The following is a 12,135-nucleotide window of genomic DNA, read 5'->3' as shown; positions in this document are numbered from 1 at the left end:
AAATGTAATCGTTTTATGAAATCGAACGAAAGTTATGTGAAAAATAGAATAAGTACGTTAAACTATAAGTAATTGATAGAGAGGAGTGTGCTACACTATGCCTACTGATATCGAAATTGCACAAAATGCTACACTGAAACCGATTGGTGAGATTGCTGAAAGTCTTGATTTGGCCAGTAATGACTGGGAACCATACGGCCATACAAAAGCAAAATTGTCGGACAAACTGCTGGAAAAGCTGGAAGATAAGCCCGACGGGAAAATTATTCTGGTAACTTCCATTAATCCAACACCAGCCGGGGAAGGGAAGTCAACTGTAACAGTCGGGCTCGGCCAAGCGCTTAACCGTATTGGAAAAAAAGCAATTATTGCACTTCGGGAACCTTCACTTGGTCCAATTATGGGAATGAAAGGCGGAGCTGCCGGCGGGGGTTACTCACAAGTACTACCGATGGAAGATATTAATCTGCATTTTACGGGAGACTTACATGCCATTACCAGCGCCAACAATGCTCTAAGTGCCTTTATTGATAATCATATACACAGAAGGAATGAACTTAATATTGATCCCCGTCGGATTGAATGGAAGCGCGTCATGGACATGAATGATCGTGTTCTCCGGCAAATCGTTGTCGGACTTGGCGGGCCGTTGCGCGGCGTACCAAGAGAAGATGGTTTTAATATTACGGTAGCTTCGGAAATTATGGCGATTCTCTGTTTAGCAACCAGTTTGGAAAACCTGAAAGAAAGGATCTCCAAAATTGTTGTTGGCTACACCTATGATGGGGAACCGGTAACCGTTAAGGACCTTAAAATGGAAGGTGCACTTACATTACTGTTGAAGGATGCGATTAAGCCGAACCTCGTTCAGACTATTGAAAACACACCAGCAATTATTCATGGCGGTCCATTTGCAAATATTGCCCACGGCTGTAACAGTATTATGGCCACTAAAACAGCTGCTAAGCTAGGGGACTACGTTATAACAGAATCAGGATTTGGAGCAGACCTGGGACTTGAAAAATTTCTTGATATAAAGTCACGGGCAGGTGATTTTGATACGGACGCTGTAGTCATTGTCGCCACTGTCAGGGCGTTAAAGATGCATGGCGGCGTTGCAAAAGATAATCTGAAAGCAGAGAATGTTAATGCTTTAAAAGCAGGCATGGACAATTTGCAGAAGCACATCGAAACTGTTGAGCAATTCGGTCTTCCATTCGTTGTTGCCATCAATAAATTCCCGGACGATACAGAAGCAGAAACAGATTATATTACAAAATGGTGTGAAGCAAGAGAAATAGACGTGGCTTTAACAGATATTTGGGCGCACGGCGGAGAAGGCGGAATTGAACTGGCTAAGAATGTCGTTCAAACAGCTCAATCAGCTGAGCGGAATTTTCAGCGAATTTATGAACTGGAAGACACTTTGTATACAAAAATCCGTAAAATTGCTCAAAAAGTATATGGTGCTGATGATATTGAACTATCTGCAAAAGCTAAAAAGCAACTTGCTTTTTACGAAAAACAAGGGTGGGGAGATCTGCCGGTATGTATGGCGAAAACACAGTATTCATTATCCGACGATCCGTCACTGCTTGGCAGACCATCCGGTTTTACCGTAACCATCAGAGAGTTGCGTGCGTCAATTGGAGCGGGTTTCATCGTTGTATTGACCGGAGATATGATGACGATGCCAGGACTGCCTAAAAAACCGGCAGCCTTAAATATGGACGTTACAGAAGATGGAAAAATTAAAGGGTTATTTTAATGAACAACGACGATAAAATCGCTGCCATCCGGGATTATGTGTTTGCCATTTTCAGCAGCGATGCTACTGGACACGATTTTCATCACATGAGTCGGGTGGCTGATGCGGCAAGAACAATTTCAGAAGCGGAAAACGCCAATCCATTTATTTGTGAAGCTGCAGCATGGATCCATGATATAGGGGATGAAAAACTATTTGCAGATCGGACTGAGGCAATTAATGATCTTACAGCATTCCTATTATCCAGTGGAATTACCAGAGATGAAACACGTAAAATCCTGCAAGCAGCTGAAGATGTGTCATTTCGAAAAGGAAACGTACCGGATACATTGGAAGGAAAAATTGTTCAGGATGCGGACAGGCTTGATGCAATCGGGGCAGTTGGCATTGCCCGCACATTCGCTTATGGCGGTTCCAACGGACAGCTGATTTGGAGCAGTACGGAAAGTGATGGTACTTCCATCCAGCATTTTTATGATAAACTGCTGTTATTAAAGGGGCGGATGAATACTAACAGTGCCATCCGGATTGCTGAAAAAAGACATCGTTTTATGGAAATGTACCTGGATCAATTTTTCAGTGAATGGTGCAGGTAGAAAGGAATTTCCTTTTCGCCTGCATCATTATTTTTTTATTTGACAACTCGGGCACCAGGATATCCCACTGGCTTATCTTTTGCATTATTTACAGTTTTCTGCTCCATTTCTCCCTCTTTTAGGTTTGTGTTACAATAAATTTAATTAAAAAGATATGGAAAAATACATAAAGAACATGTTCGATATGGAGGGGAAACAACATGCAAAAAGGTGAGAAGGCATATTTGGAATTATGCAGACAGGTACTGGAAAACGGAAACAAAAAAGAGGATCGGACAAACACAGGAACCTACTCCGTATTCGGACACCAGATGCGATTTGATCTGAGTGAAGGATTTCCGCTTCTGACAACAAAAAAAGTGCCGTTTCGGCTCGTTGCAAGCGAATTGCTTTGGTTTATCAAAGGAGATACAAACATTCGCTACCTTCTGCAAAACAATAATAATATTTGGAATGAATGGGCATTTAAAAAATGGGTGGAAAGCGATGATTATGATGGGCCGGACATGACGAATTTCGGAAACCGCAGTCAGTGTGATCCCGATTTCAATGAGGAATATCAGGAACAAATGGCCATTTTTAAAAAACAAATACTTCAGGAAGATGCGTTTGCACGTAAATTTGGAGAGTTGGGCAATGTATATGGAAAGCAATGGAGAGACTGGAAGACGTCCAATGATGAAACAATTGACCAACTGAAACAGGTTATCGACTCCATAAAAAACAAACCCGATTCCAGAAGACATATCGTTACCGCGTGGAATCCGGAAGATATACCAAACATGGCACTTCCGCCATGTCACACATTATTTCAATTTTATGTTGCGGACGGCAAGTTGTCGTGTCAACTGTACCAGCGCAGTGCAGATATATTCCTTGGGGTACCATTTAATATAGCAAGTTATGCATTATTAACTTACCTGATTGCACATGAATGCAACCTTGCACCAGGCGAATTTGTACATACACTGGGCGATGCACATATTTACACCAACCATGTGGATCAGGTGAAAACACAGCTTGGCCGCCATATAAAGCCATTGCCAAAACTGGTCATCAATCAGGATAAACAATCGATATTTGACTTTGAACTGACTGATTTTGAAGTACAGGATTATAATCCACATCCATCCATTAAGGCACCAATTGCTGTTTAAATAGACACAAAAGAGAGGACTGATTCGTATGATTTCTTTGCTTGTTGCTATGGACAAAAATAAAACAATCGGACTGAATAATGATCTGCCGTGGCATATACCAAATGATTTAAAATTTTTTAAAGAAAAATCAACCGGCAATACCATTATTATGGGACGAAAAACATATGAATCCATGGGAGGACCGCTGCCGAACCGCAACAATGTCGTGTTAACAAAAAAACAGATGGATTTTCCTGATGAGGTTGAAGTAATCAATAATCTGGATACCATATATGATTGGAATAATGATTACCCTGATAAAGAGCTATTTGTAATTGGTGGTGCTAATATATTCAAACAGGTAATGCCGTATGCTGACCGGATGTATATAACGTGGATTGATGAGGCATTTAATGGGGATACCTTTTTTCCGGAATTTTCCGATACAGACTGGAAACTGACATCGAAAGAAAAAGGTGAGAAGAACGAGAAAAATCCATATGATTACTACTTTCTGCAATATGATCGAAACCGATTGGATGCATAGAATATGAACACTTGCGGTATTATTTTATCAGGCGGAAAATCATCCCGAATGGGAACGGATAAGTCACTGCTTCCTCTTGGGGGTAAACCTGTCATTCAACATATTGCAACGCAAATGAAATCATTTTCGTTGCATCAGGCGATCATCACAAATTTCCCTGAGAAGTATGATTTTCTTGATATTGAAAAGCATGCTGACCGATATCCTGGAAGGGGACCGCTCGCCGGTTTGGAATCGGCACTTTATCATATCGATACATCGATATTTATCTGTGCTGCATGCGATATGCCATATATAAGTGCGGAAGTGTACAATAAATTGCTCTGTGAGCTGGAAAGTTACGATGCTGTCGTACCGGTTTTCAACGATAGAATACATCCACTATCCGGAATATACACGAAACGAATACTTCCGTTTATTCAACAGCAACTGGAACAGAATCAGCTGAAAGTGAGAGATGTATTCCGTTTCATAAATGTCAATTATGCAGATAACTTCGAGGGAATTCCGGAAAATACACTCAAAAAACATTTTTTTAATATGAACAATCCGGAGCAGTACGAGGAAGCTAAACATTTTTAAGTTGTTAATCACAGGAATTTCATGTTAAACTAAAGACGTTTAAATAAGCATTTTATAGATTAAGAATGATAATTGGTGAACTTTCCAATAATACATATGGAGAAGGTGATTTGATGCTGGCAAATATAGGTTTTCCAGGTCTTATTCTTATATTGGTTATCGCATTGGTTGTATTCGGACCAAAGAAACTTCCAGAAATCGGAAAAGCCGCCGGTCATACACTAAAGGAATTTAAGAAATCAGCCCGTGATTTGACTGGTGATGCCGCAGATGAAATTAAAGAAGCTCGCGACATTGTTAAAGGTGATGAAAGCAAATAATTTAGTGGAGTGATTGTGTATGTTAAGTAATATTGGCATCCCCGGATTAATATTAATTCTGGTCATTGCATTGATTGTCTTCGGCCCTTCAAAATTACCGGAGATCGGCAAGGCTGTTGGTGGATCTCTGAAAGAATTCAAAAAAGCAACAAAAGATATTGTTTCAGATGATGACGCGGAAGAGAAACATAATTCATCAAACAAATAGTTAACTTCTGATGGTGTAGGGGGCCCCTTACATCTTCTTTTATGCCTGAGCACTGGGAGTGTGAAAAATGCCTGGAGAAACACAGTATGATAATGAGAAGGAAATGAATCTGGTTGGACATTTATCCGAGTTACGAAACAGGCTGATTGTTACTGCGGTAACATTTATAGTTTTATTTTTCATTGGATTTATTTATGTAAAAGATATTTACCACTTTTTCGTAAAAGATCTTGGATTTACTTTAAATATAACAGGATTGACTGATACAGTTTCTGTTTATATCACGATGGCAGGACTCGTAGCGATTATCGGAACGCTTCCATTACTTTGCCTGCAAATTTGGTTGTTTATCAGACCTGGATTAACCAAGCAGGAACAAAAATCATCCTTGCCCTATATCCCGGCAGTTTTTCTCCTGTTTATTGCTGGCTTGACTTTTGGCTATATTGTGTTTGTTCAACTGATTGTTCCGTTCCTGCTTTCCTTGAATGAAGGAATGTTTAACGAAATATTTACTTATGACCGATACTTTAAATTACTTTTTCGTGTGATTGTACCGTTTGCGGTTCTGTTTGAAATTCCGGTGGTTACCATGTTTTTAACAAGCCTCGGAATTCTGACACCTGCATTTATGCGAAAAACCAGAAAGTATGCATACCTAATTCTTGTTATAGTCGGTGCAGCGATTACACCCCCGGATTTTGTACTGCAGATTGTAGTTGCAATCCCGCTGATTCTTTTATATGAAATTAGCATTTATCTATCAGATTTTGTTTACCGCAAAAAATTGAAAAAGCATCAGGAATTTATGGAAAGCGATTGAGGTGCAATGTATGCGTTCATTTTACCATTACATGATGACTTATCGGGGGAATAAACAAACTGATGATAAAAGCCGGCTTGCTGATTGGATGTTTTATGATCATGACTTTCCGAAACATTCAACCGATTATGATGAAATCAGCAACTACCTTGAATGGAACAGCCCATTCACAAATGCGTTGCGGGTCTTTGACGAACTTTGGGATGATTATAAAACATAAAGAACATAGAGGCCAGGACAAATAGTATTTTATTAAAAGAAAAATCGAATTAAATGGTGGACTGAGCCGCTCCGGAAATATACTTCGCTTTCCGCGGGCGGCTGTTGAGCCTCTTCGTGCTGACGCACTTCAGAGTCTCACCTAGGCCTGTCCTCCCGCAGGAGTCTACGTATATTTCCTCCGCTGACCTCTAAAATTGTTCGTTTTTTGAATTATGCTTTTTGATTTGCCCCAGCCTCTACGTTTTTTTCTACATAACATTAACTTAATAGGGTGGGGGATTTCTGAAAACATATAAATTTAAACAAACGTTTGATTGATTCAGTGATTCCGTAAGCCTAATAAGGGAAGACAACTTCCGGCAAATTCCGTCATCAAGTTTCAAATAAACGTTTGAACATGTAACATTTTGCGGTTGCCCGGGAAATATTTACTGAATAATTGGGCAAATCTGGTGTATTTCTTATTGTTGTGCATGCTGATAGCCTACACTATTTCATTGTTGTTACGTACAATAACCTAGAATAGTAAATCGAGAAATGAGGGATTATGATGGTATGGCCAACGCAGCAGCCTGAGAGGAATTATATTGGGAGTTTTCCATTTAACCGGCAAATGCCGCCGGATAATAGCTTAAACCGTATAATACCTGTCCAAAAAATGCAAAGTTTTCTATCGCCAGAACGGATTGGTTCGATTACAAATACGCTCACAAAAGTTCAACAAGTTTTAAAAACGGTTGAAAATGCTGCCCCCATTATACAACAGTACGGCCCGATGGTTAAAAATCTGCCAATGATGTTTAAAATAATGAAGGCGCTGAAGGAAAGTGATGACGTTGAAATTGATGATGTAGAGGAAGAAGAATTCGCGGAAGAAAATATCGAAGAAGATACCTTTTATGAGCATGAGGAAGAACTTCCGGGAAGTTCAAAACCTAAGCTGTTTATTTAAAGTACATTTTCAGGCACACAACTTGATTTTTTAACCGAAAAGCGAAAAAATAAGATTATACACAATAATTAAAAGTAATAAATGATGGAGGTTCGTAATACATGGATTCTCAAATAAAATATGCAACGTTTGCCGGCGGATGTTTCTGGTGTATGGTTGAACCTTTCGATCAGCGGCCAGGCGTTGTAAGTATCACTTCCGGTTATACAGGCGGTACAGTAGCCAACCCAACATATGAACAGGTATGTTCTGATACAACAGGGCATGTGGAAGCTGTACAGATCGCATATGATCCGGAAGTAATGCCATATGAGCAATTAGTTGAGACGTTTTGGCAGCAGATTGACCCGACAGATGCGGACGGTCAATTTAATGATCGAGGCGAATCATACCAGACCACTATTTTTTACCATGATGAACAGCAAAAAAAGATTGCTGAAGTGTCCAAAGAAAGACTGGAGGGGAGTGGAAAATTTTCAAAACCTATCGTAACTCCGGTTTTACCGGCAAAAACATTTTATAAAGCCGAAGAGAATCATCAGGATTACTATAAGAAACAGCCATTTCATTATAAATTATATAAAAAAGGGTCAGGAAGGGAGGACTTTATCTTGAAAAACTGGCGTCAAACACCGGATAAAAAAGAACTGAAAGAACGCCTGACACCAATTCAATATACTGTGACACAGGAGAACGGCACCGAACGGCCGTTTGAAAATGAATATTGGAATGAAAAATCTGATGGCATTTATGTTGATATCGTATCCGGTGATGTCTTGTTCTCTTCCTTGGATAAATTCGACTCTGACTGTGGTTGGCCAAGCTTTACCAAGCCAATCGATCCATACAAGGTAACGAAAAACACCGATACAACGCACGGAATGATTCGGACAGAAGTTCGGAGTAAACATGCTGATTCGCATCTTGGACATGTCTTTGAGGACGGTCCGAAAGACAAAGGGGGACTCCGTTACTGTATGAATTCTGCAGCGATGCGGTTTATCCCAAAAGAAGAACTGGAACAGGAAGGGTATGGCGAATACTCGAAGTTATTTAAATAAACTATTTCGCACATGTAGGAGGATACAGATGATTCATCTAAATTGGGAAAATCACGAAACAATTAAAAAAGTGGAGTGTGTGCATGCTGACGCAACAAAATTTATCGTTCACAATAAACTAACACCAGGCAAGCAATATGCCGTAAAAAATGAAACGGATGAATTTTACTTCATCATTGATAACAGCAATCGTGTTGGCGGATTTTTTAAAGATTATTTTAAAGAAATAATGTAGTTAAAATAGCAGGCATAAATTCCTGCTATTTTTGTGTTAATTTTTATTCAAAAATTGTTTTATATACTTCTTATTAATGCTATACTTATATTATTATTTTCAAAATATTAAATAGGTTCCATCTAAACTGCTGGAGAGGAGCTGGATCATCTTGAAAAACTTATTTATAGTCCGACACTGTTTGGCTGATGGGCAGCACAAAGACTCGCCACTGACAGATGTCGGAATGAGACAAGCACATCTATTGTCGGTATACTTGGGAAAAAACGAATTTGCAATTGATAAGATTATTTCCAGTCCTTATTTACGGGCAATCGAAAGTATCCGGCCTTTTGCTGAAAACAGTAATTTGACAATCAACATTGATGATCGGCTTCAAGAACGTATTTTAAGCAATGAACCAGTAGACGACTGGATGGAGGTACTCGAGCAATCTTTCTCAGACCCGGATTTCCGACTTCCCGGAGGAGAATCCGGTAATGATGTTATACAGCGGACAAATGGACTGATTGATAGTTTGCAATCCCAACCAGATGTTTCGAATGTTTTGCTGGTCAGTCATGGGAATCTGATTGCACTATTGTTAAGCAGGTTTAATCCGGACTTTGGATTTGAAGGGTGGAAAAACCTGCAAAATCCGGATGTTTTCCTGATTAATTTAGAAGAAGAGATCCATGCTGTTAATAGCTTATGGTCGAACTAAATTAAAGGTAGAGATTTGCCAGCATAATTCCCAGGCTTTCCTGATATATTTCTTCAAATTGTGCAAACGGCAGCGGGTTAATCCCGGTCCCCAACTCAATTGTAAAACCTGGCTGCCTGAAATCTTGTATATACCAATCTTTATAACCGGCATAACTATCGATATATCTGACTGGTTCATAACCGCTCACACGAAAATATTCATTAACGATAACTTCAGAAACTGGAGGCTCCAACCCTTCAAACCCCCAATAGATCACTTCTCCTTGAGTGTGAAATGCGTTCAACCGTAAAAAATTCCTTTCACTTGCTAAATTTGCCATTGCACTCGATTCCGGTTCAGACAACGGATATGGCCCAGGATAATCCCTTGGTTGCGGGGAATCTGGTTTTCGTTCAGCTTCTACTTGCCAGAGAGCAGGGAATTGTTTGTTTAAATCAACCCCCTTAATATTGGCTTTCCAGTTTGTAAAATTATTGCTTTGATTATTAATTTCCAAAACTTCTTCCTGAAAAGCTTCAGCTGCTGATGCGCCATTCAAGACAAGGTTTACCCCGTCCGGATTTACCATCGGAACAACTGACAGTAATGTCTCATTAAATAATGGAAGCATGTTTAAACCGCGGATAGGACGCTTATTCGTAACGGAAAGCACATATTCATTTACAAACCGCATAATAGTTGAAGTCGTGATCCACTCATTTGCGTGAAAAGAACCATCGATATGAACCTGTTTATTACCACTTCCTATTTGCAGTTCAATAAGGTCTTTTCCCATAACCGAATTGCCGATGGATTGTTTGACAATAAACGGATATACTTCCATCAGGTTATTAATGTCCATTTCCATTTTATTAAATGTATACTGGTCAAGGTCGGAAATCAGCATTTGGTTTACACGCTCGGGGATACGAATGGTCTGCCCAATCTGCAGGTTGTCAGCATTAACTTCCTGGTTTGCCAATTGCAGCAGATCAACTGGAATATTATACTTGATTGCCAACTTCCACAACGTATCATTAACGGCAATAGTATAGTTAGGCATCACGTATCCCGGAATTTTGACACGCTGCCCTGCAGCTAATTGCTCAGGATTTGTCTGTGGATTCGATTGTTTAATTAAAACAAGTGGTATGTCGAATAATTGACTGTAGTACCAGAACGTGTCGCCAGGGCGTATCGTTACTTCCATGTACACTCGCTCCCTTTACTCGGTATAGTAAATAGTATGTGTGGACAATTGACTATGTGTATTTAGGTTGAAACAATTAGTATTTTTAGGTAATATTGTTGTATATTCAATGATAATGCTCGCTATTTGAAGGAGGAGATTTACTTGGCATTTGTCATTACATCACCATGTAAAAATGAAAAATCAGGCGAATGTGTTGAAGTTTGTCCTGTAGATTGTATAGAAGAAGGAAAAGATATGTTCTACATTGATCCGGACATATGTATTGATTGCGGCGCGTGTGAAGCTGTCTGTCCAGTTGAAGCCATATATATGGAAGATGAAGTGCCTGAAGAGGAAAATGAATACATTGCATTAAATCGTAAATTTTACGAGGAAAACTAACCAATAAAAAACTTGGATTATCGTTAAAGGATTCTTATAAAAGCATAAGTTGCTTTTATATCCGGGAAGGTATTTACAGAGCCGCTGTCCGCAATGGATGGCGGCTTTATTTGATGGAGAATTGCTTATACCCTTCGTCTTTATTAAATCTGTCCACATCTATTTGCTTTACTTTTATAAACTGAGTAAATCCTGCTTTCATTTCTTCCAAAAAGCGGTCAACCTTCTGTTCGGGGCCTTCCACTTTGAGTTCCACACTCCCATCAGCTTTGTTTTGAACCCAACCTGTTAAATTATGTTGTGCAGCCTGCTGCTGTGCGGAATACCTGAAACCAACCCCTTGCACGCGGCCGGTTACTGTAACATGTGCTAACATTTTAATCACCTCTATAGCATCTTATTACCGTCTGAATACAGTTTTAAACGACAATTATATGTAAATCATGAATTTATGACAAATATCGTACGAAACCCATGTGATAATTATCACATAACTGCCAATCTTCACTTTAATTTATTGTTCAACATTTTAAGGCATGATAAGCTGAAAGTGTAGTAAAAAGTAACTAACTTTATTATATACGAACTGGAATAGAATAACAGTTAATGGGGTGAACATTTTATGTCAGGTCCGGCGCTAAGAAAAGTTGACAGCCATAGTGCAATTCATGAAGCAGCGTTGAATGAAGCTGCCGAATTAACAGAATTGCTGTCAAAACTGGTTAAAGGCGATCACACGGAAAAAGCTAAAGAATTAGCTTACGTATTAATTGAACTGTGGGAATCACGAATACTTCAGCATGCCAATTCAGAGGAAGAGGGACTTTACAAAGAAATAATTGAAGAACAACCGGAATTACGTGATGACATTGTTGCACTTACAAGGGATCACAATTTACTGCGCATTCTTGTTAAAGAAATAAAAGAAATTCTAAAAAAAAGCAATGTGGACAATTCTATCCTTCAGCAATTTCAAGCATTGATCATTATTGATGAACTCCATAATCGAAAGGAAATGGAAGTACTTCCAGATCATGATCATTAACCATTTATCGAATCCGAAGTGGAGGTGTTAAATAAATGGAACCGTCAAAAATGGGACCAACACAATCATTGCAAGTTCTATTTCCAGATCTCTACCAATTTGTGACGGAACACCTGGAAGAGACACATAATATTCATCCGTATGATGTCCAGGCGCATGCGATCAAAGAACAGAATGGCTATCAGCTGATTTTTCATTTCGGTGAGGGCTATGCGCACGAAGAGTCTAAGTTTTTTACACATAATGCTATCAAAAATATGGATAGTGAGATAAAAGAGTTTACTAAAGAAGTCGGAGAAAAATGCAAAGAGGTAATGATTGCGGATTATTTTAAAATGATGAAAATGTAAGTACTTCA

The 12,135-nt window shown here is 39.2% G+C and carries 18 protein-coding genes; 16 read left to right on the top strand and 2 right to left on the bottom strand.

The genetic code is table 11. From position 1 onward, the window contains the following. Nucleotides 1–97 precede the first annotated feature (97 nt). The 13 genes from HUX68_RS03670 to HUX68_RS03610 all read left to right on the top strand — a co-directional run bounded on the left by HUX68_RS03670 (nucleotide 98) and on the right by HUX68_RS03610 (nucleotide 9,156). Entirely contained in the window at nucleotides 98–1,768 is a 1,671-nt protein-coding gene (locus HUX68_RS03670) for a formate--tetrahydrofolate ligase (RefSeq protein WP_174613561.1), read from the top strand. After that, nucleotides 1,768–2,364: an HD domain-containing protein gene (locus HUX68_RS03665; protein WP_174613560.1), complete on the top strand. Its 597-nt coding sequence runs from the start codon at nucleotides 1,768–1,770 to the stop codon at nucleotides 2,362–2,364. Before HUX68_RS03670 ends, HUX68_RS03665 begins: the two co-directional genes overlap by 1 nt. A 200-nt stretch (nucleotides 2,365–2,564) precedes the next feature. Next, nucleotides 2,565–3,521: a thymidylate synthase gene (locus HUX68_RS03660; protein ID WP_174613559.1), complete on the top strand. Its 957-nt coding sequence runs from the start codon at nucleotides 2,565–2,567 to the stop codon at nucleotides 3,519–3,521. A 28-nt stretch (nucleotides 3,522–3,549) separates the two neighbouring features. Further along, the gene (locus tag HUX68_RS03655) at nucleotides 3,550–4,050 is read left to right on the top strand and encodes a dihydrofolate reductase (protein WP_174613558.1); all 501 of its coding nucleotides are present in this window, start codon (nucleotides 3,550–3,552) and stop codon (nucleotides 4,048–4,050) included. A 3-nt stretch (nucleotides 4,051–4,053) separates the two neighbouring features. After that, nucleotides 4,054–4,632, top strand: a complete 579-nt coding sequence (gene mobA, locus HUX68_RS03650) for a molybdenum cofactor guanylyltransferase (RefSeq protein ID WP_174613557.1) — start codon at nucleotides 4,054–4,056, stop codon at nucleotides 4,630–4,632. A gap of 113 nt (nucleotides 4,633–4,745) precedes the next feature. Next, nucleotides 4,746–4,952 carry a twin-arginine translocase TatA/TatE family subunit gene (locus HUX68_RS03645; protein ID WP_174613556.1) on the top strand — a complete coding sequence of 69 codons (207 nt, stop codon included), beginning with the start codon at nucleotides 4,746–4,748 and terminating at the stop codon, nucleotides 4,950–4,952. Nucleotides 4,953–4,971: 19 nt separating this feature from the next. Beyond that, nucleotides 4,972–5,160: a twin-arginine translocase TatA/TatE family subunit gene (gene tatA / locus HUX68_RS03640; protein ID WP_174613554.1), complete on the top strand. Its 189-nt coding sequence runs from the start codon at nucleotides 4,972–4,974 to the stop codon at nucleotides 5,158–5,160. Between the two features lie 67 nt (nucleotides 5,161–5,227). Further along, nucleotides 5,228–5,983, top strand: a complete 756-nt coding sequence (gene tatC, locus HUX68_RS03635) for a twin-arginine translocase subunit TatC (protein ID WP_174613552.1) — start codon at nucleotides 5,228–5,230, stop codon at nucleotides 5,981–5,983. Nucleotides 5,984–5,993: 10 nt separating this feature from the next. Beyond that, on the top strand, nucleotides 5,994–6,203 hold the full coding sequence (locus HUX68_RS03630) for a YozE family protein (protein WP_174613551.1): 210 nt from the start codon (nucleotides 5,994–5,996) through the stop codon (nucleotides 6,201–6,203). Between the two features lie 552 nt (nucleotides 6,204–6,755). After that, nucleotides 6,756–7,157, top strand: a complete 402-nt coding sequence (vrrA, locus tag HUX68_RS03625; RefSeq protein WP_174613549.1) for a VrrA/YqfQ family protein — start codon at nucleotides 6,756–6,758, stop codon at nucleotides 7,155–7,157. 101 nt (nucleotides 7,158–7,258) lie between these two features. Continuing rightward, nucleotides 7,259–8,218, top strand: a complete 960-nt coding sequence (gene msrA / locus HUX68_RS03620) for a peptide-methionine (S)-S-oxide reductase MsrA (RefSeq protein ID WP_174613547.1) — start codon at nucleotides 7,259–7,261, stop codon at nucleotides 8,216–8,218. A 28-nt stretch (nucleotides 8,219–8,246) separates the two neighbouring features. Beyond that, nucleotides 8,247–8,453, top strand: a complete 207-nt coding sequence (locus tag HUX68_RS03615) for a DUF6501 family protein (protein ID WP_174613546.1) — start codon at nucleotides 8,247–8,249, stop codon at nucleotides 8,451–8,453. Nucleotides 8,454–8,604: 151 nt separating this feature from the next. Beyond that, nucleotides 8,605–9,156 (top strand): histidine phosphatase family protein, encoded by a 552-nt coding sequence (locus HUX68_RS03610; RefSeq protein ID WP_174613544.1) that lies wholly within the window; start codon nucleotides 8,605–8,607, stop codon nucleotides 9,154–9,156. Nucleotide 9,157: 1 nt separating this feature from the next. Here HUX68_RS03610 and HUX68_RS03605 read toward each other — a convergent pair whose 3' ends face one another. Beyond that, on the bottom strand, nucleotides 9,158–10,348 hold the full coding sequence (locus HUX68_RS03605) for a M14 family metallopeptidase (RefSeq protein WP_174613542.1): 1,191 nt from the start codon (nucleotides 10,346–10,348) through the stop codon (nucleotides 9,158–9,160). A gap of 144 nt (nucleotides 10,349–10,492) precedes the next feature. On the opposite strand from HUX68_RS03605, the gene HUX68_RS03600 reads away from it, so the two are divergent. After that, a complete protein-coding gene (locus tag HUX68_RS03600; protein ID WP_174613540.1) occupies nucleotides 10,493–10,732 on the top strand; it encodes a DUF362 domain-containing protein in 240 nt (79 codons plus the stop codon). Between the two features lie 106 nt (nucleotides 10,733–10,838). Here HUX68_RS03600 and HUX68_RS03595 read toward each other — a convergent pair whose 3' ends face one another. After that, complete coding sequence (locus HUX68_RS03595; protein ID WP_174613538.1) at nucleotides 10,839–11,108, bottom strand: acylphosphatase; 270 nt, start codon at nucleotides 11,106–11,108, stop codon at nucleotides 10,839–10,841. Nucleotides 11,109–11,354: 246 nt separating this feature from the next. Between HUX68_RS03595 and HUX68_RS03590 the strand changes: the two genes are divergently transcribed. Then, nucleotides 11,355–11,777, top strand: a complete 423-nt coding sequence (locus HUX68_RS03590; protein ID WP_174613536.1) for a hemerythrin domain-containing protein — start codon at nucleotides 11,355–11,357, stop codon at nucleotides 11,775–11,777. Nucleotides 11,778–11,812: 35 nt separating this feature from the next. Next, nucleotides 11,813–12,127, top strand: a complete 315-nt coding sequence (locus HUX68_RS03585; protein WP_174613534.1) for a hypothetical protein — start codon at nucleotides 11,813–11,815, stop codon at nucleotides 12,125–12,127. Nucleotides 12,128–12,135: the final 8 nt, after the last annotated feature.

Origin of the sequence: Virgibacillus ihumii, from assembly GCF_902726655.1 — a bacterium.
GTDB lineage: Bacteria > Bacillota > Bacilli > Bacillales > Amphibacillaceae > Lentibacillus > Lentibacillus ihumii.
The sequence above is the reverse complement of the archived record's forward strand: the minus strand, read 5'-3'. Positions and strand labels throughout refer to the sequence as shown.